Raw genomic sequence first — 24,317 nt, 5'->3', positions numbered from 1 at the left:
CACCATTTATGCTACAGTTCCCCGCATACCAGAATGAGATTGAAGTGCTTTAACTCGATCGTCCAAAATCGAGCGAAGCTCTCGATTTCCCTGTGCCAGCGCTATTCTTCGCCTGACGTCGAGAAAGAAGGCTTCAGCCTCTGAAAAACTGATGGGATCAACCGCCTCATATAAACGCTTAGCTGTATACCCAGGCTGCCCGTTTAACGTATTAAGTTGATCAGAAAAATACCTGATCATTTGCTTAGGCGAAGGCGCCTCCAGGTTCAGTCGAATCTCAAACCGCCGCCATGTGGCACGGTCTAAAAGCTCAGAATGATTTGTAGCACCCACTAACAAGCAGTAGGATGGCAGGTCATCAATCTGAAGCAATAAAGTAGTGATAACTCGCTTAATTTCCCCGGTTTCGTGAATATCGCCTCGTTCTTTACCAATAGCATCAAATTCATCGAAGAATAGTACGCACGGCTCAGTCCGAACAAAGTCAAACAACCGCCGTAGGCGCTGCGCCGTTTCTCCCAAGTAACTAGTGACAACTGCATCGTAACGAACAGTGAAAAGCGGAAGTGCCAATTCGTAAGCGATCGCTTCAGCCAGGGAGGTTTTACCATTTCCAGGAGGCCCAGCTAGCAATAGCCGATGGCGAGGCTCTAGACCATGCACTCGCAAGACATCTGCGCGTCGCTGCTCTTCTATAAGTTCATCACATGCTCTACGCACGGGCTCTTCTAGATACAGGCTCGATAAGGGACGTCGAGGTTCACGACGTTGGATGCCACCGGAACCGTCGCGAACCCGAATCCCTGCTGTTTGGGGTTGGTTGCTTTTCTGAGTGCTCTGGGTCGCATCTAGCATTCGCGCAATGCGATCGGCGACACCGGAGTGCTTTTTTGACCGTTCGTCAGCCGCTATAGCTTCGGCGACCGCGCGTGCACCAGCAGCGTCCCCTTGGACACTAGCCTTGACAAGATTAATAATCAGGTCGCTACGCGCCATCCAAACCCGCACCTTCTCAAAACCAACGGCGACCCACAACATTCGCCCTGTTAAGGCAATTTTTGCACGGATTTGATCAAAATGACACCCGCAAATGGTATTTTCTGAACGGTGGAGCAGAAATCGGTTCAGTTACAGAAGTCTGAATAATATGAATTTCGATTTAATGAAACAAAGGGACATATCTTATCCATCTGCGACTATGTTCACCTTCACACTCCGTCGTGCCTTCGCAAACCCACGATCCGTCGCGATAAATCGCTCTAACATAGGTACAATGAGGCGCACGGGATCGGTAAACGTCTGCCCGGTTCCGCGACCCAATATTTCGGCATAGGCAGCAAGATCACGATGCAGCGCGGCTGGCAACTCCAGCGTGACCTTCACGGGCTTGTCGTCCTCGATCGGACCAAGCTTCAGTTTTGTCATGGACGGGGTTCCTTCTCTTCCCAAGGTGTAAGGGCAAGATCGCGATTCAAAATAAGCGTGAACGGGAGGCCCGGTCGGTCGGTCAGCGTCGGCTGGACGTTCAGGCTCCGGTCGATCAGACGGTTGCCGACCATGGAAAAGCCGTTGCTCGCACCGCTGCGGATGGCCTGCATGAGATTGTTTTCATTCCACGACGTTCCTGCTTCGGAGCCCACGCTGAGCAGAGTCGTGACGAGGGCTGCGCGGAACAGTTGCCCCCAATGGTTATTCACCTCGTCGGACAGGCCGGACTGGCCGATCGCATCACCACCGGGCAGCTTTTCCAGCACCAGGCTCTCCCCGTTCGGGTAGATCAGCCGGGTCCAGATGATCTGGGTCCGCTGCTGCCCGAAGGAAACACTGCTGTTATAGGCCCCGAACAGGGTGCTGCCCTGCGGGACCAGCAGATAACGGCCGGTCGGGCTGTCATAGACGTTCTGGGTCACATGCCCGACGATCTGGCCGGGTAGATCGGAACTGATCTTCGTATTCAGCGCTCCAGAGATCACCGTGCCCGCCTGAAGAACGTATGGGGATGCGGGCGGCGTAATCCGGTCCGGGCTGGTTGTCGCGCGGTCGGGCTGGCCTGCCAGAAAGGCGCGACTGCCGATCTGTTGGTCGGTCCCAGCCAGTGATGCCTGCGCTCCGGATGCGACAGCCATGACTGGAGCCGCCTGCTCACCCTGCCCCTCTCGCGCTTCGACCTGCGCGAAGAGCCGGCTGGTCCGCGCCGCCTCAATCTCCTGGTCGCCGCGACGATCCCCCATGCCGGGAACCGGCCCCGCACGTCCCTGCCGCTGCGCATTGAGGATCGGCCCGCCCAGATCGCCGGGCAGAGGCTGCCCCAGCTTCGGGACATGGGTATAGTCGCTGGGCAAAGCCGACAGCCCGTCGGCCGAGGCGCGCGCGTCGGTATCCTGTGCCGCCTGAACCGGCCCCTTCTGCGTATTGCTTTGCAGCGCGTAGCCCAACGCGAGACCGATGGCGAGCATTCCGCTGGCCCCCAGGGTCCAGATGACGGGGCGCGAGAGCTTTACGACCGGCGGACGCTGTGTGCGCAGCCGTAGATCTGGTGAGGGTGCCGGCCCCGCTACGCTCCCGTTGCCAGTAGCGCCCCCCTCCTCATCCGGGCGTTCGTCCGCGCTGCTCATGACTTCCTGCCGTCCGTGCGCACGATACGCACGCGCTGCTCGGAGTGTTTGTCACCCAGGCGCAATTCAGCGGCGGCAAACAGGCGGTCGACGATCATCCAGTTCTGCCGCACCCGATAATTGACCAGTTCCGGGCCACCATCCGCCCCCAGCACGAAGAGCGGCGGCAGTTCCCCCTGCCCTATCCCCGACGGGAAAGCGATATAGACCTTCCGCCCGTCATCGAAGGCCCGGCTCGGAAGCCAGGGCGGCGTCCCGCCTTTTACCGCCTGAATAGTGTAACGGAAATTCAGCGCGGCCAGAGCCAGCCCCGCATCGACAGGCGCTTCATCCGCCGCCGTATCGTCCTGATGATGCAGCGCAATGAGGTCATCCTCGGGATAGTCCCACGACACCGACGCCATATACGTGGCAGGCGTGGAGCGCAGTTCCGCCAGATAGGTCCGGCGATCCGTATTGACGATCAGATTGGTGGTGAGATCGGGACGTGTCGGCTTCACCAGAATGTGGATGCGTTTTGTCCCTCCTGCCCCGCTCTCGGTATCGCCGATGATCCAGCGTACCGTATCCCCAGCAGCAACCGGGCCGGTGCCCACCAGCTTCTCGCCCTTCTGGAGCATGATATCGGTAATCTCGCCGGGCGAGGTATAAACTTGATAGAGGGCGCCCGGAGAATAGGGATAAACTTGCACGGCATTGATGAATCCCGCCCGCGTCGGCTGGATGCGGGCGGCAAGATTGGCCTGGGTCACGCGCACGGCGGGATCGGCCGCTTCGGGCGCGGAGTGGACGCGCCGTAACGCTGGAAGCGGCTTGAGCTGGCCCGGCAGGGGAAGGATTTTCGGGACTTCCACGACCTGCACAGGCTTCGGTGGATCGGGCTGGCGTGTCGCCTGGGCCGCATCATCGTAGCGGATGACGGGCGGATGATACTGCCCCGCGCAGGCGGACAGGGTGAGCAGCGCCAGTGGAACGGCGCGCATGACCATGCGGATCATTGTCCGAGTTCCTTCGACCAGTTGATGGAAGAGACGTAGATGCCGAGCGGGTTTTTCCGCAGATGATCGGCGTCGCGCGGGGTGCGCAGAACAACCGACACGATGGCCGTCCAGCGTTCGGTGCCGGTGAACGCGCCGTCACGGTAATGGCGCTCCGTCCAGGCGACACGGAAGCTGTTGGGCGAGGCCCGGATCACCGAGGCGATGTCCACCTCGACCTGCTCATGCCCGATCCGTGAAAACGGATCGTTCAGGCGGGCATAATCATTCAGCGCCACCGCGCCGGAGGTGGTGGTGAAATCATAGGCACGAAGCCAGTTCTGGCGGACCACAACGGCATCGGACGACAGGGAGCGCACATCACCGATAAACTGCGCCAGATACCAGGCAATCTGCGGATCGGCGGGCATGTAGCCGGACGTGGCCGGGGCCACGACCTGCGCCTGACCCAGCCGGTCCACCTGCACGACCCACGGCGTGATGGTGCCGCGCATAGATTGCCAGACCAGCCCGATCCCAAGCCCGGCCGAAAGGAACAGGGAGCCAAAGGCCATCAGCCGCCAGTTGCGTGCTTGCACGCGGGCGGAGCCGATCCGCTCATCCCAGATCTGCGCGGCTTTCTGATAGGGCGTGACCGGAGCGGGCGCGATCCCGTAACGGCTGGTGGAGCGACGGAACATCGTCCTCATTCCTTTTCCGACAGATCGATTGAAGAAGATCCGCCGCCGCCATCGGCCGAGCGGATGACATGCGCGGCTTCGGCGGCATGGGTCGCGGCATTGCGGCGCTTCATGTTTCGTGCCCATCGGGGTGGCGTGCCTTCGGGGCCACCGGTAACACCACCTCCGCCACCGCCATTACCTGACGGGCCGCCGGACGACCCGCCCCCCACATCGGCCCCTCCCGTGAAGCGTCCGCCCGTCGCGGTAAAAGCACCTCGCGCGCCCTCGCCGTAGCTCTGCTTCATGGCGGTCGCCGCAGAAGACATTTTACTCTTCACGGCATTCGTGGCAGCGCTACCTGGCGCGCGGGCGATACCGCCCAGCCCGGCTGCCATGCGGGCACCGGCACTTTCGCCAGCAGCATTCATGGCACCCATGGAATATGCCGTATTGGCCGCACCCGCGATCGCGGCCCCTCCCCGTGCGGCAGCAGCCGTGGCACCCACGGCCGCAGCCCCGCCAGAGGCAACCGCTCCGACACCAGCGACAGCCGCCGCCCCCATCGCGCCCACCGCCATGCCGGTGCCGACGGCAGCCCCCGCGCCAAGCTGTGGTGCGCCGGAGATCAGCCCGTTGGCGATACTGCCGCCGTAAATGGACAGACCGACGATAGCGAGAGACGCCAGTACCACCGACGTTGCCTGTCCGACGGTGGGCACAGCATCGCCATAAGAAGTCGTAAACTGCTGGAATAATACAGACGCGATGCCGGAGATCACCGCCAGCACCATCACTTTCACGCCCGATGACATGACATTCCCCAGCACCTTCTCGGCCAGGAAGGCCGTCCGGTTGAACAGGGCAAAGGGGATCAGCACGAAGCCTGCGAGGCTGGTCAGCTTGAACTCGATCAGGGCCACGAAAAGCTGCACGGCCAGAATGAAGAATGCCGCCAGCACGATCAGCCAGGACAGGCAGAGCACGAAGATCTGGATGAAGTTCGTAAAGAAGGCGACCGGGCCAAGCAGATTATGGACTGAGTCCAGAAGAGGCTGGGCCGCATCGAAACCGGTCGAGGCCAGACGACCGGGACGCAGGAAATCCGAAAGCGCCAGATTGCCACCCCCGACCCTGAGACCCATGGCGGCGAAACTATCGAACACCACCTTCGCAAGATGGTCGAAATTGTTGATCAGGAATGCGAAGAAGCCGATATACAGTGTCTTCTTCACCAGACGCTGGACGATGTCCTCATCCGCCGACCACGCCCAGAACAGTCCGGCCAGTGCGATATCGAGCACGGACAGCGATCCCGCCAGCGAAACCACATTTCCTTTCAGCAGACCAAAACCGCTGTCGATCGTGGTCGTGAAGGTATTCAGAAAATTGTCTATGACGCCGACATCATTCGTAGCCATGGCGCTCAGTTCCCGCTGCCGCCGAACATGGACACCGTGCCGGGCACATAGGCGTCATGCTGCGAGAAATGCTGATACTGCGCGTCACTTTCCGCTTCCGTCGCAGCATCACGTGCCTGTTGCAGGGCCGTGGCGCGACCGTTGGCGGCCAGTTCGGCCTGAATGTCGGAAAGCTGACGGGACTGAAGCGCCATAAGCTGGTTGCCGGCCTGGGCCGCCTGCAACGCCCCGGTCGATGTCTGGCTGGCCGAAACCAGTTGTGTCATGGCGCTGCTGTCAGACGGGATGTTCCCCACTACCCGCGCCTGGAGTTTCAGGGCGTCCTCGAACCCGCCGACGGAATTCTGCCAGCGTGTTTGCGCCTGAGAAAACAGGGCGCTGTCGGACATACTCGACGAGACGGACGTGTATGCCTGCTGATACTGCCGCTCGACCGACTGGACGCTATACGCAATGTTCTGCGCCTGCGCGAGCAGCGCCGTAGTCTGGGAAATTGTTGATTGCAGCGTCGAGAGTGCCGAGAGCGGCAGGCTCGCCAGATTGCGACCCTGATTGACCAGCATCTGCGCCTGGTTGGCGAGAGAGGTGATCTGGTTGTCAATCTGCTGAAGCGTCCGGGCCGCGATCAGCACGTTCTCGACATGGTTCGCGCCGTCATAGACCGCCCATTGCGCGTGGGCAGGTGGAGAAGATAAAACCGTAAAAGCAATGACCACTACGGTAGAAATCAGACGATATCTCACGGCACGCCCCCTTCCCGCAGAAGGTCCGCCACCCACGTGACACCACGCGCCTCAAACCAGGCAGGCAGAAAGCCGTCCCGCCCATGTTCCGCCAAAACCGCATCAATCAGTCGGTGATCGTCCTTGCCGGATGCCGCGCACAATGCCAGCGCCACAGGACCGAGGCCCAGTTCGAACAGGCGGTTGCCGCGCTGCGTCTGGCAGTAATACTCACGCTTGGACGCCGCGCGCGCGATGATCGCGATCTGCCGGTCGTTCAGGCCAAAATCCCGATAGAGCGCCATGATCTGCGGCTCGATGGCGCGCTCGTTCGGCAGGAAGATCCGGGTCGGGCAGCTTTCCACCACGGCTGGCGCGATCGGCGAGTTGACGATGTCTGACAGGGACTGGGTGGCGAAAATCACCGACGCATTCTTCTTGCGCAAGGTTTTCAGCCACTCTCGCAACTGGCCGGCGAAGTCCCCGTCATCCAGAACAAGCCAGCCCTCGTCGATGACCAGCAGGGTGGGTCGTCCGTCGAGACGGCCCTCAATGCGGTGGAACAGGTAGGACAGCACGGAAGACGCGGCGCCGGAACCGATCAGCCCCTCGGTCTCGAACACCACCACATCGGCGTCGCCCAGCCGCTCGGCATCGGCGTCAAGCAACCGGCCATAAGGACCACCGAGGCAATATGGGGCCAGAGCCTGCTTCAGGACGTTGGACTGAAGGAGTGCCACCAGGCCGGAGATCGTGCGTTCATGGCGGGGCGATGACGCCAGGGAATTCAGAGCGGACCAGAGATGGGCTTTGATGTCCGGCGTCAGCGCCACGCCTTCGCCGAGAAGGATATGCCCCAGCCACTCACTGGCCCATTTGCGTTCATCGGGATCGTCAATCTGTGCCAGCGGCTGGAGGGAAACGGCAAAGTGGCCGTCATCATCTATCAGCCCACCACCCAGATCATGCCAGTCCCCGCCCATCGCCAGCGTTGCGGCCCGCATTGAGCCGCCAAAATCGAAGGCGAAAACCTGCGCGCCCTGATAGCGCCGGAACTGCAACGCCATCAGCGCCAGCAGCACCGACTTTCCTGCCCCGGTCGGTCCTGCGATCAGCGTATGACCGACATCCCCGACATGCAGGGAAAACCGGAAGGGTGTCGCACCCGCCGTTCTGCCGTAGAAAAGCGGTGCTGCCCTCAAATGCCCATCCTGCTCCGGTCCCGCCCACACGGCGGAAAGCGGGATCATGTGCGCAAGGTTCAACGTCGAGACCGGCGGCTGGCGGACGTTGGCGTAGACATGACCGGGCAGGCTTCCGAGCCACGCCTCCACGGCGTTAAGGCTTTCCGTCATGCAGGTGAAGTCGCGGCCCTGGATGATCTTTTCCACAAGCCGTAGTTTCTCAGCGGCAATTGACGCGGAGCCATCCCACACCGTGATGGTCGCAGTGATATAGGCTTGGCCCACATCGTCCGCCCCGAGAGACTGCAACGCCAGATCGGCATCGGCCGCCTTGTTGGCAGCGTCGTTATCCACGAGGACCGAAGCCTCGTTGGTCATGACTTCCCGGACAATGGACGCAATGCTCTTACGCTTTGCGAACCACTGACGCCGGATCTTCGCCAGAACCTTCGTGGCGTCGGTCTTGTCGAGCAGGATCGCTCGCGTGGACCAGCGATAGGGCATGGCCAGGCGGTTCAGATCATCCAGAATTCCGGGAAACGTGCGGCTCGGGAAACCCGTGATGGTCAGGGTTTTCAGGAAGGCATCGCCGAGTTTCGGCTCCAGTCCGCCCGAGAGCGGCTGGTCCACCAGGAGCGCATCAAGATGCATCGGAATCTCCGGCACCCTGACCCGCTGGTTCCGCGTCGAAATAGTCGAATGCAGATAGGTCAGCGTCTCGCCGTCATTCAGCCAGGCTGCCTCGGGCATGAAGCCGTCGAGCAACGCCAGCATCCGGTCCGTACGATCCAGAAACGAGTGAAGCATCGCATGCGGGTCTGGTCCGTCGTGTTCCCGGCCCTCATAGAGAAACCGCTCGGCCCGGCCGGAAGATTCCGCCGGCGGTAGCCAGACCAGGATGAGGAAATACCGGCTCTCAAAATGCGCACCCTCATCCTCGAACTGCTCCCTGCGCTCCAGATCGACCATCTGGCTGGCGGCGTCCGGGAAATCGCTCTCGGGATACACTGTCGCCGGAACGCGCTGCGCTTCCACGAACACGGCCCAACCTGAACCCAAGCGGCGGAGCGCATTGTTCAGCCGTCCCGTCACACCGACCAGTTCCGCTGGTGTGGCGCTGTCCAAATCTGGACCACGGATTTTTGCCGTGCGCTGGAAACTTCCGTCCTTGTTCAGGACAACGCCTCTCTCAACCAGAGCGGCCCAGGGCAGGAAATCCGACAGGAGGCCAGCACGGTTGCGATATTCACCAAGGGACATCATCGCCCTGCCCTCCCTATGCCCGCAGCCACGCGGGATAGCGCAGATGCCTCCGGCCTACTTCCACGAACAGCGGATCGCGCTTCGCACCCCAGACCGCGAGGCTGTGCCCGACGATCCAGAACACGGCTCCGACCAGCCACAGGCGCAGGCCCAGCGAGATTGCCGCCCCCAGCGTACCGTTGGCGATCGCCAGGGTGCGTGGAGCGCCACCCAGCAGGATCGGGTCTGTCAGGGAGCGATGCACCGGAACATGAAATCCGGGCACCGTATCATCGTCATATCCGGCAGCCATCAGATGAGTGCCCCGCCGGAGAAGGAGAAGAACGACAGGAAGAAGCTGGACGCTGCAAAAGCGATGGACAGCCCGAAGACGATCTGAATCAGGCGACGGAATCCCCCCGACGTTTCTCCGAAGGCCAGGGTCAGACCGGTCACCGTGATGATGATCACCGACACGATGCGCGCCACCGGTCCCTGCACGGATTCCAGGATCTGGTTAAGCGGTTCCTCCCACGGCATGTCCGAGCCCGAGGCCAGGGCCGAGGAACACCATGCGACCGAGAGCAGCAGCATGACAGAGACGGCAGGCGCGTGCCGACGCACGCGCAACAGCGCGAGGTTCATTGGGAATCTCCATCGGTATTGATTGAATGAATGCGATAGGTGCCTGTGGCGGGATCGAGCCCGTCCACGGTGCCGAGTTCGGACAAGCGGCGCTGCGTGCCTCGGCCGGAGAGGGCAGCGATCACGTCGATGGTTTCCGCGATCAGCGCACGCGGCACGGTGACGACGATTTCCTGGATCAGTTGCTCCATGCGGTGCAGGGCACCGATGGCGGTGCCGGCATGGAGCGTGCCTATGCCGCCGGGATGACCGGTGCCCCACGCCTTGAGCAGATCCAGTGCCTCGGGACCGCGCACCTCGCCGATCGGGATACGGTCGGGCCGCAGACGCAGAGCCGAGCGCACCAGTTCGGACAGGGTCACAATGCCATCACGAGTGCGCAGGGACACGAGGTTGGGTGCCGCGCATTGCAGTTCGCGCGTATCCTCGATCAGCACCACGCGGTCGTCGGTTTTCGCAACCTCGGCCAGCAGGGCATTGACCAGCGTGGTCTTGCCCGTGCTCGTGCCGCCCGCGACGAGAATGTTTTTCCGTTCGGCAACAGCGCAACGGAGATATGCCGCCTGTCCTTCCGTCATGATCCCGGCCTCGACATAATCGTCGAGGGTGAACACGGCGACGGCGGGCTTGCGGATGGCGAAACTCGGAGCCATCACCACGGGCGGGAGCAGTCCCTCGAACCGTTCCCCAGTCGGCAGTTCCGCCGAGACGCGTGGGGCCGCGTCATGCACCTCCGCCCCAACATGGTGGGCCACCAACCGGACGATGCGCTCGGCGTCGGCGGGCGTGACAGTCTCGCCCGTGTCGGACAGCCCTTCGGACAGCCGGTCGATCCAAAGTCGCCCATCGGGATTGAGCATGACCTCGACTACGGCTGGATCTGCCAGATGCAGCGCGATCGCTGGTCCCATCGCCGTGCGCAGCATGGAGATGCCGCGTAGCTGACTTTCCGAATTATGATGCGAAACCGCCATCTGCCCCCCGCTCGAACGGGACCAGAACAGACGATCCCCACATGAGGATGATTAAAAGAAGGCCATTTCGGCTCGATTCAACAACTATTGCGCACCGTGCGGTCATCGCGCGGAAACGGCGGTGATCGGCGGGATTGACGAATCCTTGCGGCAACCCCACGCAATCTGACGATTACTGGAGGTCTTCACCACCATTGCGCCGCGTGTCGATGTCCCGCGACAGTTCCCTAAGAAACCGATCTCCGGTCGCCAGTTTCCGCCCGAGCGATTGCAGGAAACCATCGAACCGCTCGACGCCTTTTGCCCTGGCCGATGCCTGGGCACTATCAGGCAATGGCGGAGTGACGGTCAGCCAGAAACGGATGAACAGTGCCAGCGTCTCGCCCATAATGGCGAGGTCTTCGTCCATCCCGGCGATCTGGCGGTCGATCCTGTCCATGCGACGGGCGAACACTGCTTCCAGCCGCTCCGAGGCGTCGGCAGAAAGAAAGGACGCGACGGCCGCCTCGATTACCGCCGATTTCGAGACGTTGCGCCGTAACGCCAGCGCTTCGACCTGCTTCAGAAGCTCCGGCTCGAAATACACATTCATGCGGGTCTTGCTCGGCATGGGCATCCTCACAGATCAAGGCCATCGGCCGGGTCCATCGTTGCTTGCCGCGCAACGGCGCGGGCCTGCTGGCGGATGGTGCGCGCTTTGGCTGCATCGACATCCGGCTCGTCGTCGAGCACATCGAACTCCTGCATACCCGGACGCTCGGGCGGTACGACGTCCTCATGCTCCGGCAGTTCCGGTTCGCGGCGGATGCCGGCATTTGCAGGATCACCATCAGCGCCCACACTGCCATCTGGAGCCGGCCCTCCTGATGGAGCCCCTGTCTCCAGCACCGACCAGTCGTCGGGCGGGAGTGCCAACGGGCGTTTCGTTTCGGTGGCCGGGGGCGACAGGACACGCTCCATGAACCGCGCGTCCTCGTAATAGCGCGCCTTCTTCGCGCGGACGGGAGCGACACCCGCGACCAGCAGCAGTTCATCGGTCGGTGGAAGCTGCATTACCTCTCCGGGCGTGAGCAGCGGCCGTGCCGTTTCCTGCCGTGACACCATGAGATGCCCGAGCCAGGGTGACAGGCGGTAGCCAGCATAATTGGTGGAATCACGCATCTCGGTCGCGGTGCCGAGCGCATCCGACACCCGCCGGGCGGTGCGCTCGTCGTTGGTGGCGAAGGCAACACGGACATGACAGTTGTCGAGAATGCTGTTGTTCGCGCCGTAGGCTTTTTCGATCTGGTTCAGACTCTGCGCGATCAGGAAGGATTTGATCCCGTAGCCCGCCATGAAGGCCAGCGCACTCTCGAAGAAATCCAGCCGGCCGAGGGCGGGAAACTCATCGAGCATCAGCAGCAACCGGTGCCGATGGGCGGAGACGTGCAGATCCTCCGTCAGCCGTCGGCCGATCTGGTTCAGGATCAGGCGGATCAGCGGCTTGGTGCGAGCGATATCGGACGGCGGCACGACAAGGTAGAGACTGGCGGGCTGACTGCCGGACACGATATCCGCGATGCGCCAGTCGCATCGTGCCGTCACCTTTGCCACCACGGGGTCGCGATAGAGGCCCAGGAACGACATGGCGGTGGACAATACACCTGACCGCTCGTTGTCGCTTTTGTTGAGCAGTTCGCGCGCCGATGAGGCGATGACGGGATGTACGCCCGCCTTGCCGAGGTGCGGCGTGGACATCATGGCGCGCAGCGTCGCCTCCACCGGCCGCTTCGGATCGGAGAGGAAGTTAGCGACACCGGCCAGCGTCTTGTCCGGTTCCGCATAGAGGACATGCAGGATCGCGCCGACCAGCAGGGAATGCGAGGTCTTCTCCCAATGGTTGCGCCGGTCCAAAGCACCTTCGGGGTCGACGAGGATATCGGCGATGTTCTGGACGTCGCGCACCTCCCTGTCACCACGCCGGACTTCCAGCAGCGGGTTGTAGGGCGAGGATGCCGGATCGGTCGGATCGAACAGCAGCACACGCCCGTGCCGGGCACGAAATCCGGCGGTCAATCCCCAGTTCTCGCCCTTGATGTCATGGACGATGGCCGAACCCGGCCAGGTCAGCAGCGTCGGCACGACGAGCCCGACGCCTTTGCCAGAACGGGTCGGCGCAAAACACAGGACATGCTCGGGGCCGTTATGCCGCAGATAGTCCTGATCCCACCGGCCCAGCACCACGCCATCGGGATCGAGCAGCCCGGCTTCCTTCACCTCGACAGCATCCGCCCAGCGGGCCGAACCATACGTGGCGACGTTGCGGGCCTCCCGTGCCCGAAGGATGGATAGGGCGATGGCAACGACGCTGCCGATAATTCCACCGGACGAGGCGATATATCCGCCCGTCACGAAAATCGACGGGGCGTAGGCATCGTAGAAGTACCACCACCAGAAGAAGGCCGGCGGATCGTAGAACGGCCAGCCCGCCACCGTGAACCAGGGAGCGCCAAGCTGGGGCTGAAAGCCGAGACGCCAGGCCGTCCATTCCGTGGCACTCCAGATGGCGACGAAGACGATCAACAGAACGAGGGCGACCTGCCCCCACAGGACACGGCTTCCGGACATCGGGGCTCCAATCGGCTTGGGGAATGAAACCGATCAGAGAAGGGGCGACCAAGTGGCAGGCAATATATAATGAGTCGCGATCGTACCGCCGGATACCATGGCGTAGAAAAAGGACGGTCAGTGCCGGGTTGCGCGGGCGTCGATCACGGCCTGCTCGAGAATCTTCCGGTAACCGATTTTCGTCATCCACTGTGCACGGACAAGATGGCTTTCCCAACAGATGCGCGTGCGCTCTCCGTCAGCCGGGTCGCGGTGCAGCACGATCCGCGCCACCTCCGTCCAGTCGGCCCGATCCGCCTCGGCGTCGAGCAGGCGGAGATAGGTGATGAAATGCACTTCGTCATAGGTCGTGATCTCCGGCACGGTCGGCGCCAGGTCATCGACATCGGGGTCCAGTTCGGGTCTTGCTGTCATCCGACAGCCCTCCAGCAGGATTGCGGTCGATAATATCCTAAAATGGGATAATCCCAAATCAGGATTATCGGAACGGCTCCCCTCCCCGCCGGAGAGCCATTCCGCATGAAGAAATCCCTGCGCACACCCCGGCAGCGTTTGCTCCAATCGCTCCTTACAGAAGCGCGCAAGACCGGGGGTATGACGCAGGCGGAACTGGCGGCCGCACTCGGCAAACCCCAATCTTTCGTCGCCAAATATGAGAATGGCGAGCGCCGAATCGATGTCATTGAGTTCGCTGACATAACAGCCGCCCTTGGCGTTTCTGGCGCCGATCTTCTCGCCCGTCTGGCGCACGGCGAGGAAAAGTCCTCGCCGAAAGAGAAGAATACCACGAGCCAGGACGAATAGGAACGATCATTCCTGGAACGATCGTTCCGACGCAGGTCTCGATGATGGCATGGACCTCAAGGAGGTCATGGCGGTCAACCTGCGTCGGATGCGTCATGACAGGGACATGACGCAAGAAGAGCTGGCCGATCGCGCCGGGCTGAGCACCCGCTATGTCGGGGCGATCGAACGTGCGGACGTGTCGGCAAGCGTCACGATCCTGGGAAAGATTGCAGCGGCACTGGACGTGGAACCGGGCGCCTTATTGAAAGCTGCCCCGCCCAACCCGCGCTGACCGGCTGAGGGGAAAAGACGCCCTCACTCCTTCCACGCGGTGCTGTCCTTCACGACGACGGCGAACATATCCGCCAGTTCGGCCAGTGCGACGCGACGCACGGTTTCCGCTGCGATCGTTCCGCCCAACGGATCGGCGACATCGCGTGTGGCAATAGCGTCCGCCACCAGGGTCACGCGCAGGCCGTACTCCTCAGCCGCCGCGCGGACAGTGGTGGACACGCAGACACCCACCGTATCGCCGGCGATAATGACCTCGTTCCGACCCGTCTCCTTGATGCACTCCGCGAGCCGGGTGCCTATAAACGCATTCGCATGGGTCTTGAACAGAACTGTCTCCCCTTCGCGAGGCGTCACCTGGGGCAGGAAATCGCGATACGGGCCATCGCTGGCGAAGGCGGGAGCGCCTGGTCCTGCGTCATGGGCGATATGGATGACCGGCACGCCATTGCGACGCGCAAGAGCAAGAAGCCGCCCTGCCTCATCCGCCGCCGTATCGACATTAGCGAGCGGCACACGCCCGTCGCGATATTCGCGCTGGATATCGATCAGGATCAGCACTGACCGGTCGAGCGGCGACGGACTGTCGTCGAGACCGTAGATCTGGCGGAAGGTTTCGAAGGTCATGGGGATTTTCCTCCTGGTAACAGGCTGTTTTTACAGACCAGCGCTTCATAGCTTCATAAGCTTGCACCGCCCGTTTCGTGATGTTCCGGTATCTTGACTGGAAACGATGATGGCACGGTTTGAGCCTGCATGGTCAAACCATCCATACGACTCATATGTGTAGCGAGATCCAGAAGATTCCGCAGCGCGGCGCTGCGGTTCTGTGGCGACCAGACCGCGCTGAACCGGGCGTGTTCCTTCTCGTCGTCGATCGGACGGAAGACGATGCCGGGGAATGGCACATGACTCCCTGCCTCGTGGGTCAGCGTGATCCCCTCTCCTGCGGCAACCATGTGCATCAACGTGTCCCGTCCGACATCGCGCCGCTGGAGGCGCGGCGATCGTCCATGTTCGGCCACGCGCCGGACGATATGTTCGAAAACCTGCGGCCCGGCGCCATTCGACCGGACAAGGAAGTTTTCCGTGAGAAGGTCTGCCCAGGCTAGGGATTCCAGAGCCGCAAGCGGATGCGCGGCAGGAAGAGCGATCACCAGGGCCTCGCTCCAGAGGTGCCGGCTATGGCAGTCAGGGACATCGGCGACATTGATGATAAAGGCCACATCGAGCTTGCCGTCACGTATCATGGCAAGCGTATGTGACGACGGTCCTTCGAGGATGCTCTGCTCGATTGCCGGGTAGGCTGCTCTGTAGCGTTGGCGTAGATCGGCAAGAAACCCTGTCGCGATCGAGCCATTCAGCCCGATCGCAAGGCGCCCGACCGTGCCGTCGGCAATCGCGCCTGCCGTCCTGACAGCATGATCGATCTGTTCGATACCGGCCGAAATCTCTGCGACGAAGCGGCGCCCGGCCTCCGTCAGCCGAACGCCGCGATGACGCCGTTCGAACAGTAAAATACCCAACGTCTCTTCCAGAGCCTTGATTCGGGTACTGACGCTCGACTGTGTAACACCCAATGCATTGGCTGCATGTCGGAAATTCAGATATTCAGCGACCGAGAGAAGCTGAATAAGCGAAACGAGCGGTATGCCACCGCCTGCAATTCCTGTAACCTTAGAAAGATGCCGTGCACGCCGCATTTAATCACTTATCGTCATGCTAGAAGATATTCATAATTCGTTTATGGAATGCATGAGAAACCACCATCGACATGGAGATTAACTCCGGTGATGTATCCAGCCAGAGGACTCGCCAGAAAAGTTACAGCATTAGCGAGTTCGCTTAACTGTCCGACCCTGCCCATCGGAACATTCGCAAATAATGGCAGAACAACTCTCTGAATCTCGTCCCATGCTGCATCTGCTGCCGCCAAGCCTTGCGCTGCGGCAGCAGCACGGAAAGCCTCCTCAAGCCTTAGACTCTTGATCGTTCCTGGAGAGACTGCATTAACGGTGACACCGTCTGCAGCCACGGCTTTCGCCATTGAAGCACTCATCGCATTCATTGCTGCCTTGGCGGCGGAGTAATCAGGCGCATTGGCCGGAGGGAGTGTTGCCGCACCACTGGAAATATTGATCACCCGTCCCCATCCAGCCAAGCGCATTGCGGGAAGGAGGCACATGCTGACGCGAACAGCGGCGAGCACGTTCCGATCATAAGTAGCAGACCATTCAGCCGCAGATGTGGTTCGCCAATCGCTCTTCACACCAGACGCGCCTGCGTTGTTTATCAAAATGTCGATCGGGCCGACAAGCTTATGTGCCTCAGAGACGAGCCGCTCCACGGTTTCTTGCTGCGTAAGATCACCCAGAACGACATGGGCAATCCCTCCTGCAGCAAGAATACTATCCATGACGTGTTGGGCCTGTACTCTGTCTCGTCCGTGAACGACGACAATCGCTCCCTCACGTGCCAAGTTTTCGGCAATTGCAGAGCCAATCCCTTTGCTGCTTCCCGTCACCAATGCCGTCTTGTTTTTAAGTTGTAAGTCCAATGCCTAAGGTCCTATTTTAAATAGCGATAGGAGAAAGGTGGGTCATGAAGGTCGATAGAACAATTACGCACTTTAAAGTGCCTATATCTCCTGACCATCGAGAAGCATGCCTTGGGCCTGATGGAGCCGCCGCGCATGTGATCCGCGTGATCAAAATGATCCAAGGTCGATGGAAACTGCCCATTCTTTTCCGACTTTTTGCCGACCCAACCATGCGGTCTTCGCAGTTAAGCCGAGATATTCCTGGGATTTCTCAGAAAATGCTGACGCAGCACCTGCGCGCTCTGGAAAAGGATCATCTTATCGAACGAATTGACTTCAACGAAAAGCGACCTCGCGTCGAGTACAGACTTTCCGAAGAAGCCCACAAGTTAATGCCTATACTGATTGAGGCGCGAATATTTTTCGCAGATCATCCCAGATAATTACTTAGAAATCATGGAAAAATTACTCATTTACGCTTCTATTTACAGGGCCACAAAAGTGAATGAAAAGTCCTAAGATAGTTCATAAGGCGCTGTCGATTTAATAAGAAATTTTTATGACCTATTAATGGCCAAGAATCATAAGTCAAAATTCGACCACTATTCTTTAAGAAACACAGGGAACAATCATCAAATTCAAATTTTAACACTCCCTACTGAATCCGTTATAATCCAAGTACTCTATTTCGCCCTAAATGCCACGACATCGATCCTCCCTGCACTATGCCGGTCACCTCCCGACCGAGGTGGCGCTCGATCACAGGCCGCCACGGGACCAGCGTGAACTCATGGGATTTCTCGACAATGGCGAATTTCCCGCTGGATAGCTCTGCGGTGCCGGTGAACATCCCACTGACCGTCTCGCCGTCCGCAGCGGACCGAAACGGCACGGACTTCGTTGCCGCCAGTTCCGCCCCGACACGGGCGACCTCCCGCTCCTGAAGCGTGGCGAGCAGGTTGCGCCGGTAGCTGACGCGCCCGTCCAGCCGGCGGACCGCATCACCCTGCCCGATCAACCTCACCCGCCGCTGTTCCATCGCCTCGCGCACCTGTTCCCCGAAGCCGGCGGGCACCAGATCGGACACCATGCCTCCGACCAGCCGCCGGTCGAGCCAGGTCGAGCCATCCGCGCCGACCTGGCTTTCAAGATCGAAGGACGACAAGATACGGACGTTGGCCAGTCCGCCCCTCGCCGCATCGTGGGCAGCAGCACGGGTGGCGAAATCCTCGGGAATACGCCACTGGTCGGGGTCGATCCGTTCGACGATACCAGCCCGGCGCAGGGCCTCCAACCGCCGGACATGGGAGGCGACAAAACCGTCATAATCACCACCCGGCACCCGACCCTCGAACCGCGCCTGTTCCAAATGACGGCTCGGCCGGTAAGTGCCGGCTTCAGTGATGCTGGCAATCGCCCGATCAGAAGGTCGACCTGCGCTATCAGGTAGGTCAATCTCGACGATGCTGCCGATCCGCGCCTCCGCGACGCGGACCGGGTCGATACCGGAAACATGGTGCGTGCGGCCGTCGATCCCATCGACCACCAGGGTCAGTTCCTCACCCAGTTCGTCGGACAGATGCTTGTCGATGACGCGACCGATGATCGGCATCGCAGGTGCCGCATCATGGATTGCAAAGCTCATCGGGTCGCGCTCGGCGTCCTCCGCTCGCAGCGCCTTCTGCATCGTGCGGATAATGTCCCCACGCTCGCCCATCTCTCGCAGCGTCGGCTCCAGCCGCTCATTCAGTTCCCACACGCCCGGCGCATGTTCCGTGGCAAGACCCATGTCGCCCAGCTTGCCAAGGCGACGCAAACGGAGGGTCCGATCCGCCTGCCCGCGCGGATCATCAGGCTCGTGACGCACATCGAGAAACCGGTCATTGGCCTCCGCGAGCATCGCCCGGTCGATGCGGGTAAAACAATCCTGGTCGATCTCGGCAACCATCTTGCGGCGCTGCTCGATCTCGGTGACAGGGCCGAGTTCCAGCGTCACCAGTTCGCTCGCCCGCTCGCGGATACTGTTGGCGAGATAGTCGCCATTGATGACCAGATCCTCGCCCAAATCGTCACGGCCGTTGACGACGACATGCACATGCGGATGGCCGGTATTGTGGTGGTTGACGGCCACCCAATCGAGCTTCGTACCGAGATCGGCTTCGACCTGCGCCATCAGGTCGCGAGTATAGCCCGTCAGGTCGGCAAGATCCCCGGCGTCCTCCGGCGAAACGATGAAGCGGAACTGGTGCCGGTCATCCTGCCCGCGATCGAGAAAGGCATTACCATCGGCGCGATCCTCGGCCCCAGAATAGAGCCGTCCGCGCTCACCATCGCGGGCGGTGCCGTCGCGCTGGATGTAGCGAAGATGGGCGGCGGCCTTGCCATTCCGCCCGGCGGCCCGGACGGAGCGGGATTTGACGACAACGCGACGACTGCCTGGTCGGCGATGGCTCCAGCCATTCGAGAGGTTCCGGGCGCGCACGAACGTCGCCCCGCGTCCACGTCGCACACCACGTCCGGACGCGATGCTTCCCTCCCCCCTTGGCGCATGGCTAGGACCGCCACCTCGGGTGCGTCCGCTCCCGCCGCTCGCCGCCTGTTGCTGGCGCGTGACGGTCCGCACCCTGGTGAGGAAACTTCTGGCACGACCGACTTTCGGCGTGTCGGCGCGGATACGCCCCGGCCTCGGGCGGAACCGGTTGTCGTCACCCGCGCTCATGACTGCCGATCCGCCTGAAACTGCCAAAAACAGGCAGGAGTGCCGCGAAAAACGGGGCGGAAACTGGCTACGCCGCCTGTGGCGGCACCATACCCCCTCAAAGGGGGTGCCACCCAAAACAATGTGCAGACAAGGGCTTACCCTGCGGATCGGACCCATGGGGTGCCGTCCGCTTTAATCTTGCGCTCCCTTTTCTGCCCTCTTTGTGCCTCTCCACCCTCTGCCCTGCACATCGTCATCATGGCCGCGATCCCATGTTGCCAGCCACCACGAACAGACCATCCGAGCGCGGCATGATCCCCGACATATCTCGCAACAATGCCGCCGCGCTGCGATCCTGCTGCACGATGAAGAGCGGCGCACGGGGCCAGGCAAACCGATCGGGCGCGGCGATCACGACGGGAACATCGCCACCGGCTGTGATGATCGGCGCAATGGCGGCGACATAGGCGCGCGTTTCCAATGGCAATGGACGCCCTGCCAGAGACGCCTCATAGCGATCGGGGCCGGCGTTATAGGCGGCGAGAAAACCCGGCGATCCGTAGCGGTCATGCAGTTCGCGGAGATAGGCCGCGCCTGCCAGAATGTTGTCGCGCGGGTTGTAGGGATCACGCCCGAGATGATGGCGGACGCGCAAATCTGTCCATGTGCCGGGCATGATCTGCATCAGCCCCATCGCACCCGCCGACGAAACCACGCCCGGATCACCTGCACTCTCGGCCCCCATGACGGCCCTGATCCAGATCGCTGGAATGTCGAAACGCCGCGCAGCCTCAGTGACCTCGGCGGCATACGGGACGTCAAATGTCTGCGCCGATACAGCAAACGGTGCCATGGACACGAGACATCCCGCCATCAGCAGACACGCAATCCGGGTCTGATTGCGCATGGGGTCAGTCCCGTCCATCGCGCTTTTGGGGGCGGCTCCAGTGCAGCGACCAGATACCGCCATTGCCGCCGTCACGGAACAGATTGGCACGTAACGGTTGCGGCAGGAGCGGATCGTCGATCAGCAGAGCAACGTAATCACCGGCCCGCTCGCCCGTGCGTTTCCAGCCGGCGCCGATCTCCGGACCATCCTCGTCATCACGATGGATGCGATAATCCGGTGCGTTGTCGGAATCCGATTTCTCAGCCGGTACGATGACAATCTCATGGGAACCGAGGAAGGTCTGGATACGCCCGGCAAAGCCGGCCTTGTCGCGCGTGAAGCTACCGATCTGCGGCATGGGAAGTCTCCGTAGCGATATGGGAAAGGATCGGCATCGACCTCTCAGCGAACAGGCCGTGCCAGACGAAATGGCCGTCGCCGCGCGCGTCGGTGTAGAGCGGCGTCGCCCGGCCGATCACGCCAGCGCGCGGGAGCGGGCCGAAATAGCGCCCATCCAGACTGTCGCGAACGGCTGGGTTCATGAGGAAAATCTGATCAGGTCCAATGCGGCGGCAGCCCTGCCAGACCGGCAACACGCGCCCCCGCCGGTCTCGGTCCTGCGCTTCGCCGAGCCGCACGTCATCCACGGTGACGATACGACCGACACGGCACACCTGTTGCCCAGGCAGCGCCGCGACAGGCTTCAGCAGCGGTACACCCCGCCCGATATAGCCGCGTCCGACTATGAAATCGGCCAGCGGTTTCGGTGGCCTGACGGCGACCAGATCACCGGCCTTCAGCCCGTTCGACGCTGTGAGGTCGTAGAGGCCGAGCGGCGCGCTGGCGGATGCGTTCCAGAGCAGCTTCACCGGCACGGGAACGATGGCAGCAACGGCCACGCCCATCGCGGCAAAATACGTCGCCATGACATAACCGAAGCGGGTCATGGCACGATCTCCTGCCGTCTGAGCCACGCCCGATGACGTGCCATGGTGTAGGTGCGCGGCCGATCACCCGCGTTCAGACGGTTGCCGACATGCCGCCAGTGATCGGGTGCGACCGTGCAGGCGTCGATGCCGGCCTCTTCCAGCGCATCGATATGACGGAGCACCTGTTCGACCTTCGGCCAGCCCGCGACCCGCAGCAGGATTTCACCGCCCGGTCGGACGAAGGGCACTGTCTGACAGGCGTCTCCCGGTGCCACGGCGCGCAGGATGTCGATGCGCGATGCGATCGTGCCGAAATCATTGGCTACCCAGCGGACGAAGGCGAAGACGCTGCCGGGACGGAAGCAAAAGATACGACGTCGGCGGTCGAGGATCTGTTCCTGAGCCTCATGGCCGAACCTGATCCAGTTCTCGACGCGCTTCTCGATGTGGGTCAGTTCGACATGGGTCAAGGCGTCGTGTGCGAACGGCAGGGCGGGGCCCCGCGCACGGGGCGTTGTGGCGCTGGTCATGGCCCGTCTCCCGGCATGGGAGAAAGACCATACGCGTGCGGATCATGCGGCCTGTCGGCGGCACCGGCACCACGGTCGACATCCGGTCGCCCCAACATCAAAAAGTTAGATTCTAAGTTAGACTCTAAGTTAGGAGCGCGATTCCGTGTTTCAGGCCAAAGGCTTAGCTGGGGTTCGTGCGCCTGAAATCCCGATAGTGATGCGCCCGAAGTCCCGATAGTCCCTGCGCCCGAAATCCCGTGTCCGTCCACACCATCATCCACAGGCACTGTGGGTAAGTTTAAGGGGCGAATATGCAGTAGATTCCGCCGCCCTTCATGCCGGATCGCCAGGCGATAACCGGGGAGCGACTGGCGAGCAGCGATGCGCCGCAGGTCGAACGCGAAATCGGAGACACGCGCCAGGCTGCCGGATTTCTCATGAAGATGGGGAATCTCGAACAGCCAGCCCTGCGGCTGGTGCCCGGCATGTTTGCGGGCGACGCGGTAGAGCCAGCGTTCGATGCCGCCGGTCAGACGGAAATAGGCCGGGTCGATGGTCAGGACCAGCGACCGGTCAATGACGCCGCGATAGAACCAGTCCGGCAGAACGCACTCCATGCCTTCGACACGGCCGTCGCGTGTCGTCCGCTCCTCCCATTCGTTGATCCAGGAGAACTGGTGTCGGCGCCAATGTTCGTCGTTACGGATGGTGGTGCGGATCACAGTCGATTGCAGGCGGGCGAACGACGCCTTGAGCAGGCGGTATTCCCTTGCGCCCGTGGCACGGCCAACGGCCGTCAGAAGCTGGTACGGGGTGAAGCGCAGAAAGCGGGATGTCCTGAGGCCACCATTTTCGGCCTCGACGATCTGGCTGGCAGCCCAGATCAGCACGTCGGCATCCCAGATCGTCGCCATGCCGTGCTCGGCCAAACCACGAATTTCGACGCTCTGGCCGCCGGCCTCATAGAGGATCGGCGCAACGCGCTTTGCCTTGGAGAGCGAAAAGAACGGCCGCTCCATCAGGTCGCGCTGATCGCGAGGGCTGGCATCGCTGCCCGCGATGACGAAGGGATCGAGGCGCAGCCGCTCGCTCTCGCGCCCCTGCCGCCCGCGCCGCGGCATGACGCTGGCCATTCAAAGGGTCGCCTTTTCGGCCAAGGTCAGCGGACGGGCCGGAAAGACCCGGCTGGGTGTCACATCGGTCGTGGATCTGCGGACACCGCTCTCGGTCCAGCCTTGGAGGTCGTCGAGGGCATAGACGATGCGGCCACCGATCTTCCGATAGGTCGGGCCTGTGCCGTAGGTACGGTGCTTTTCCAGCGTACGGATGGAAATGCCGAGGAAGCGCGCCGCATCGGGCGTGCGCAGGAAACGGGGCGGCAACCCCGTCTTGGGATCGAGCATGATCGGGCCTCCGGTTGGGTTCGGCGGCTGTCGGCAACGACAGCGGGCCATGGCGAACCGTGGCGGAAGATCGGCGAGATTGAGAGTGCCGGAAGCAAGAGGGATTGATTCCGGCATCCCGATGGGGGAGGCTTATTGGAAACGACCGCCATGGGAGGGGAGAACGAACCCGCTGCGCGGGAATGGTGTAGCGTGGCTGTCTGTCACCACGGCGTGAGAGAGGTGTTTTATTTGAAGCTGGCCTGATGGTCCGCCGCACTCTGGCTTGTGTCCAACACAAGGAGCCAGATGATGACGGAGCTTATTTCTGTAGGCGCGATCAGCCCTCTTCGCCAGCGCCTGATCGACGACATGACAATGCGAGGGTTCTCACGCGAGACGCAGCGCAATTATATCCGTGACGTCGGTCGTTTTGCGACCCATCTGGGCCGTTCTCCGCACACGGCGACGGCGGAGGAGGTCCGTCAGTTCCAAATCGAGCAGCACGAGGCCGGCCTGCCGATACCGACGATGAACAGTATCGTGTCGGCGCTGCGATTTTTCTTCACCTACACGCTCGACCGACCTGATCTTGCGCGCAAGCTGGTTCGTACCAGACATCCCCGCAACCTGCCCGTCGTGCTGAGCCGCGATGAGGTTGCCCGCCTGCTCAATGCGACCACCTGCCTCAAGCACCAGGTGGCGCTCTCGGTCGCCTATGGGGCGGGCCTGCGCGTCGCCGAGGTGGCCGCTCTCAAGGTGAGCGATATCGACAGCGCGCGCATGCTGCTGCGGGTCGAGCGGGGCAAAGGGGGTCGTTACCGCAACGCCATGCTGCCGGCCGACCTGCTGACGTTGCTACGGGAGTGGTGGAAACTCGGCCGCCAGCAGGGCGTGATGCATCCGCAGGGCTGGCTGTTTCCCGGCCAGAACGCGATGAGGCCCATCTGCACCCGGCAACTACATCGTGTGGTCGTCACCGCGGCCCATGCCGCGTCGATCAGCAAACGGGTCGGTCCCCATACATTGCGGCACAGTTTTGCGACGCACCTGCTGGATGATGGCGTCGATATCCGCGTGATCCAGGCCCTGCTGGGTCACGCCCGTCTCAACAGCACAGCGCTCTATACAAGGGTCGCTACCCGCACTGTGCGGGCGGTGATCAGCCCGCTCGACACATTGGGGGCCCTGGCGACGACGCAGGCGAGGCCCGACGGCTGA

The 24,317-nt window shown here is 61.7% G+C and carries 28 protein-coding genes; 4 read left to right on the top strand and 24 right to left on the bottom strand.

Annotated elements, in window-relative coordinates:
* Positions 1 to 6 precede the first annotated feature (6 nt).
* From HKD31_RS04345 to HKD31_RS04280, 14 genes are all read right to left on the bottom strand, one after another.
* Positions 7 to 996 (bottom strand): AAA family ATPase, encoded by a 990-nt coding sequence (locus HKD31_RS04345; RefSeq protein ID WP_064274285.1) that lies wholly within the window; start codon positions 994 to 996, stop codon positions 7 to 9.
* 186 nt (positions 997 to 1,182) lie between these two features.
* Positions 1,183 to 1,425, bottom strand: a complete 243-nt coding sequence (locus tag HKD31_RS04340; RefSeq protein WP_064274286.1) for a DUF2274 domain-containing protein — start codon at positions 1,423 to 1,425, stop codon at positions 1,183 to 1,185.
* Positions 1,422 to 2,615 (bottom strand): TraB/TrbI/VirB10 family type IV secretion system protein, encoded by a 1,194-nt coding sequence (locus HKD31_RS04335; RefSeq protein WP_194264416.1) that lies wholly within the window; start codon positions 2,613 to 2,615, stop codon positions 1,422 to 1,424. The genes HKD31_RS04340 and HKD31_RS04335 overlap by 4 nt, the downstream gene beginning before the upstream one ends.
* On the bottom strand, positions 2,612 to 3,613 hold the full coding sequence (trbG, locus tag HKD31_RS04330) for a P-type conjugative transfer protein TrbG (RefSeq protein ID WP_194264417.1): 1,002 nt from the start codon (positions 3,611 to 3,613) through the stop codon (positions 2,612 to 2,614). The genes HKD31_RS04335 and trbG overlap by 4 nt, the downstream gene beginning before the upstream one ends.
* Positions 3,610 to 4,293: a conjugal transfer protein TrbF gene (trbF, locus tag HKD31_RS04325; RefSeq protein WP_194264488.1), complete on the bottom strand. Its 684-nt coding sequence runs from the start codon at positions 4,291 to 4,293 to the stop codon at positions 3,610 to 3,612. The genes trbG and trbF overlap by 4 nt, the downstream gene beginning before the upstream one ends.
* Before the next feature lie 5 nt (positions 4,294 to 4,298).
* On the bottom strand, positions 4,299 to 5,693 hold the full coding sequence (trbL, locus tag HKD31_RS04320) for a P-type conjugative transfer protein TrbL (RefSeq protein WP_194264418.1): 1,395 nt from the start codon (positions 5,691 to 5,693) through the stop codon (positions 4,299 to 4,301).
* A 5-nt stretch (positions 5,694 to 5,698) separates the two neighbouring features.
* Positions 5,699 to 6,436: a P-type conjugative transfer protein TrbJ gene (gene trbJ, locus HKD31_RS04315; protein ID WP_194264419.1), complete on the bottom strand. Its 738-nt coding sequence runs from the start codon at positions 6,434 to 6,436 to the stop codon at positions 5,699 to 5,701.
* The gene (gene trbE / locus HKD31_RS04310; RefSeq protein ID WP_194264420.1) at positions 6,433 to 8,862 is read right to left on the bottom strand and encodes a conjugal transfer protein TrbE; all 2,430 of its coding nucleotides are present in this window, start codon (positions 8,860 to 8,862) and stop codon (positions 6,433 to 6,435) included. Before trbE ends, trbJ begins: the two co-directional genes overlap by 4 nt.
* A 13-nt stretch (positions 8,863 to 8,875) precedes the next feature.
* Positions 8,876 to 9,154, bottom strand: coding sequence for a VirB3 family type IV secretion system protein (locus HKD31_RS04305; RefSeq protein WP_194264421.1), 279 nt, complete (start codon positions 9,152 to 9,154; stop codon positions 8,876 to 8,878).
* A complete protein-coding gene (locus HKD31_RS04300; protein ID WP_194264422.1) occupies positions 9,154 to 9,486 on the bottom strand; it encodes a TrbC/VirB2 family type IV secretion system protein in 333 nt (110 codons plus the stop codon). The genes HKD31_RS04305 and HKD31_RS04300 overlap by 1 nt, the downstream gene beginning before the upstream one ends.
* Complete coding sequence (trbB, locus tag HKD31_RS04295) at positions 9,483 to 10,412, bottom strand: P-type conjugative transfer ATPase TrbB (protein ID WP_370543898.1); 930 nt, start codon at positions 10,410 to 10,412, stop codon at positions 9,483 to 9,485. Before trbB ends, HKD31_RS04300 begins: the two co-directional genes overlap by 4 nt.
* Before the next feature lie 220 nt (positions 10,413 to 10,632).
* Entirely contained in the window at positions 10,633 to 11,076 is a 444-nt protein-coding gene (locus tag HKD31_RS04290; protein ID WP_456305981.1) for a ribbon-helix-helix domain-containing protein, read from the bottom strand.
* A gap of 2 nt (positions 11,077 to 11,078) precedes the next feature.
* Positions 11,079 to 13,067, bottom strand: a complete 1,989-nt coding sequence (locus tag HKD31_RS04285) for a conjugal transfer protein TraG (protein WP_194264425.1) — start codon at positions 13,065 to 13,067, stop codon at positions 11,079 to 11,081.
* A 117-nt stretch (positions 13,068 to 13,184) separates the two neighbouring features.
* Positions 13,185 to 13,481 (bottom strand): DUF2285 domain-containing protein, encoded by a 297-nt coding sequence (locus HKD31_RS04280; RefSeq protein ID WP_194264426.1) that lies wholly within the window; start codon positions 13,479 to 13,481, stop codon positions 13,185 to 13,187.
* Positions 13,482 to 13,586: 105 nt separating this feature from the next.
* Here HKD31_RS04280 and HKD31_RS04275 point away from each other — a divergent pair, with 105 nt between their 5' ends.
* Together HKD31_RS04275 and HKD31_RS04270 are read left to right on the top strand one after the other, a co-directional pair.
* Positions 13,587 to 13,871, top strand: coding sequence for a helix-turn-helix domain-containing protein (locus tag HKD31_RS04275; RefSeq protein WP_194264427.1), 285 nt, complete (start codon positions 13,587 to 13,589; stop codon positions 13,869 to 13,871).
* Between the two features lie 49 nt (positions 13,872 to 13,920).
* On the top strand, positions 13,921 to 14,145 hold the full coding sequence (locus tag HKD31_RS04270) for a helix-turn-helix domain-containing protein (protein ID WP_194264428.1): 225 nt from the start codon (positions 13,921 to 13,923) through the stop codon (positions 14,143 to 14,145).
* 23 nt (positions 14,146 to 14,168) lie between these two features.
* On the opposite strand, the gene HKD31_RS04265 is transcribed toward HKD31_RS04270, so the two are convergent.
* From HKD31_RS04265 to HKD31_RS04255, 3 genes are read right to left on the bottom strand one after another with little or no spacing between them, the layout of a single operon-like run.
* The gene (locus HKD31_RS04265) at positions 14,169 to 14,771 is read right to left on the bottom strand and encodes an isochorismatase family protein (RefSeq protein ID WP_194264429.1); all 603 of its coding nucleotides are present in this window, start codon (positions 14,769 to 14,771) and stop codon (positions 14,169 to 14,171) included.
* A 53-nt stretch (positions 14,772 to 14,824) separates the two neighbouring features.
* Complete coding sequence (locus HKD31_RS04260) at positions 14,825 to 15,847, bottom strand: LysR family transcriptional regulator (RefSeq protein WP_194264430.1); 1,023 nt, start codon at positions 15,845 to 15,847, stop codon at positions 14,825 to 14,827.
* A gap of 41 nt (positions 15,848 to 15,888) precedes the next feature.
* Positions 15,889 to 16,701 carry an SDR family NAD(P)-dependent oxidoreductase gene (locus tag HKD31_RS04255; RefSeq protein ID WP_194264431.1) on the bottom strand — a complete coding sequence of 271 codons (813 nt, stop codon included), beginning with the start codon at positions 16,699 to 16,701 and terminating at the stop codon, positions 15,889 to 15,891.
* A 44-nt stretch (positions 16,702 to 16,745) separates the two neighbouring features.
* On the opposite strand from HKD31_RS04255, the gene HKD31_RS04250 reads away from it, so the two are divergent.
* Complete coding sequence (locus HKD31_RS04250) at positions 16,746 to 17,126, top strand: winged helix-turn-helix transcriptional regulator (protein ID WP_194264432.1); 381 nt, start codon at positions 16,746 to 16,748, stop codon at positions 17,124 to 17,126.
* A gap of 224 nt (positions 17,127 to 17,350) precedes the next feature.
* Here the strand turns inward: HKD31_RS04250 and HKD31_RS16335 are convergent, their stop codons facing one another.
* The 7 genes from HKD31_RS16335 to HKD31_RS04215 all read right to left on the bottom strand — a co-directional run bounded on the left by HKD31_RS16335 (position 17,351) and on the right by HKD31_RS04215 (position 23,117).
* A complete protein-coding gene (locus tag HKD31_RS16335; RefSeq protein ID WP_370543897.1) occupies positions 17,351 to 18,583 on the bottom strand; it encodes a DUF3363 domain-containing protein in 1,233 nt (410 codons plus the stop codon).
* A 1,057-nt stretch (positions 18,584 to 19,640) separates the two neighbouring features.
* Positions 19,641 to 20,291: a lytic transglycosylase domain-containing protein gene (locus tag HKD31_RS04240; protein WP_194264434.1), complete on the bottom strand. Its 651-nt coding sequence runs from the start codon at positions 20,289 to 20,291 to the stop codon at positions 19,641 to 19,643.
* A 4-nt stretch (positions 20,292 to 20,295) separates the two neighbouring features.
* Positions 20,296 to 20,631: a DUF736 domain-containing protein gene (locus HKD31_RS04235; protein ID WP_194264435.1), complete on the bottom strand. Its 336-nt coding sequence runs from the start codon at positions 20,629 to 20,631 to the stop codon at positions 20,296 to 20,298.
* Entirely contained in the window at positions 20,615 to 21,220 is a 606-nt protein-coding gene (locus HKD31_RS04230; protein ID WP_194264436.1) for a S26 family signal peptidase, read from the bottom strand. Before HKD31_RS04230 ends, HKD31_RS04235 begins: the two co-directional genes overlap by 17 nt.
* Entirely contained in the window at positions 21,217 to 21,732 is a 516-nt protein-coding gene (locus HKD31_RS04225; protein WP_194264437.1) for a DUF2840 domain-containing protein, read from the bottom strand. Before HKD31_RS04225 ends, HKD31_RS04230 begins: the two co-directional genes overlap by 4 nt.
* Complete coding sequence (locus tag HKD31_RS04220) at positions 21,729 to 22,847, bottom strand: replication initiator protein A (RefSeq protein WP_194264438.1); 1,119 nt, start codon at positions 22,845 to 22,847, stop codon at positions 21,729 to 21,731. The genes HKD31_RS04225 and HKD31_RS04220 overlap by 4 nt, the downstream gene beginning before the upstream one ends.
* Positions 22,848 to 23,117, bottom strand: a complete 270-nt coding sequence (locus HKD31_RS04215; protein WP_194264439.1) for a helix-turn-helix transcriptional regulator — start codon at positions 23,115 to 23,117, stop codon at positions 22,848 to 22,850.
* A gap of 288 nt (positions 23,118 to 23,405) precedes the next feature.
* On the opposite strand from HKD31_RS04215, the gene HKD31_RS04210 reads away from it, so the two are divergent.
* Positions 23,406 to 24,317 carry a tyrosine-type recombinase/integrase gene (locus HKD31_RS04210; RefSeq protein ID WP_194264440.1) on the top strand — a complete coding sequence of 304 codons (912 nt, stop codon included), beginning with the start codon at positions 23,406 to 23,408 and terminating at the stop codon, positions 24,315 to 24,317.

This window comes from Gluconobacter potus, assembly GCF_015244705.1.
GTDB lineage: Bacteria > Pseudomonadota > Alphaproteobacteria > Acetobacterales > Acetobacteraceae > Gluconobacter > Gluconobacter potus.
Note: the sequence above shows the minus strand (reverse complement) of the source record. Positions and strands in the feature narration are given on the sequence as shown.

Coding starts and splice junctions, on each gene's coding strand:
- HKD31_RS04345 (WP_064274285.1), bottom strand. CDS start 996: ATGGCGCGTAGCGACCTGATTATTAATCTTGTCAAGGCTAGTGTCCAA.
- HKD31_RS04340 (WP_064274286.1), bottom strand. CDS start 1,425: ATGACAAAACTGAAGCTTGGTCCGATCGAGGACGACAAGCCCGTGAAG.
- HKD31_RS04335 (WP_194264416.1), bottom strand. CDS start 2,615: ATGAGCAGCGCGGACGAACGCCCGGATGAGGAGGGGGGCGCTACTGGC.
- trbG (WP_194264417.1), bottom strand. CDS start 3,613: ATGATCCGCATGGTCATGCGCGCCGTTCCACTGGCGCTGCTCACCCTG.
- trbF (WP_194264488.1), bottom strand. CDS start 4,293: ATGTTCCGTCGCTCCACCAGCCGTTACGGGATCGCGCCCGCTCCGGTC.
- trbL (WP_194264418.1), bottom strand. CDS start 5,693: ATGGCTACGAATGATGTCGGCGTCATAGACAATTTTCTGAATACCTTC.
- trbE (WP_194264420.1), bottom strand. CDS start 8,862: ATGATGTCCCTTGGTGAATATCGCAACCGTGCTGGCCTCCTGTCGGAT.
- HKD31_RS04305 (WP_194264421.1), bottom strand. CDS start 9,154: ATGGCTGCCGGATATGACGATGATACGGTGCCCGGATTTCATGTTCCG.
- HKD31_RS04300 (WP_194264422.1), bottom strand. CDS start 9,486: ATGAACCTCGCGCTGTTGCGCGTGCGTCGGCACGCGCCTGCCGTCTCT.
- trbB (WP_370543898.1), bottom strand. CDS start 10,412: ATGCTGCGCACGGCGATGGGACCAGCGATCGCGCTGCATCTGGCAGAT.
- HKD31_RS04290 (WP_456305981.1), bottom strand. CDS start 11,076: ATGCCCATGCCGAGCAAGACCCGCATGAATGTGTATTTCGAGCCGGAG.
- HKD31_RS04285 (WP_194264425.1), bottom strand. CDS start 13,067: ATGTCCGGAAGCCGTGTCCTGTGGGGGCAGGTCGCCCTCGTTCTGTTG.
- HKD31_RS04280 (WP_194264426.1), bottom strand. CDS start 13,481: ATGACAGCAAGACCCGAACTGGACCCCGATGTCGATGACCTGGCGCCG.
- HKD31_RS04275 (WP_194264427.1), top strand. CDS start 13,587: ATGAAGAAATCCCTGCGCACACCCCGGCAGCGTTTGCTCCAATCGCTC.
- HKD31_RS04270 (WP_194264428.1), top strand. CDS start 13,921: ATGGACCTCAAGGAGGTCATGGCGGTCAACCTGCGTCGGATGCGTCAT.
- HKD31_RS04265 (WP_194264429.1), bottom strand. CDS start 14,771: ATGACCTTCGAAACCTTCCGCCAGATCTACGGTCTCGACGACAGTCCG.
- HKD31_RS04260 (WP_194264430.1), bottom strand. CDS start 15,847: ATGCGGCGTGCACGGCATCTTTCTAAGGTTACAGGAATTGCAGGCGGT.
- HKD31_RS04250 (WP_194264432.1), top strand. CDS start 16,746: ATGAAGGTCGATAGAACAATTACGCACTTTAAAGTGCCTATATCTCCT.
- HKD31_RS16335 (WP_370543897.1), bottom strand. CDS start 18,583: ATGCTCGCGGAGGCCAATGACCGGTTTCTCGATGTGCGTCACGAGCCT.
- HKD31_RS04240 (WP_194264434.1), bottom strand. CDS start 20,291: ATGCGCAATCAGACCCGGATTGCGTGTCTGCTGATGGCGGGATGTCTC.
- HKD31_RS04235 (WP_194264435.1), bottom strand. CDS start 20,631: ATGCCGCAGATCGGTAGCTTCACGCGCGACAAGGCCGGCTTTGCCGGG.
- HKD31_RS04230 (WP_194264436.1), bottom strand. CDS start 21,220: ATGACCCGCTTCGGTTATGTCATGGCGACGTATTTTGCCGCGATGGGC.
- HKD31_RS04225 (WP_194264437.1), bottom strand. CDS start 21,732: ATGACCAGCGCCACAACGCCCCGTGCGCGGGGCCCCGCCCTGCCGTTC.
- HKD31_RS04220 (WP_194264438.1), bottom strand. CDS start 22,847: ATGGCCAGCGTCATGCCGCGGCGCGGGCGGCAGGGGCGCGAGAGCGAG.
- HKD31_RS04215 (WP_194264439.1), bottom strand. CDS start 23,117: ATGCTCGATCCCAAGACGGGGTTGCCGCCCCGTTTCCTGCGCACGCCC.
- HKD31_RS04210 (WP_194264440.1), top strand. CDS start 23,406: ATGATGACGGAGCTTATTTCTGTAGGCGCGATCAGCCCTCTTCGCCAG.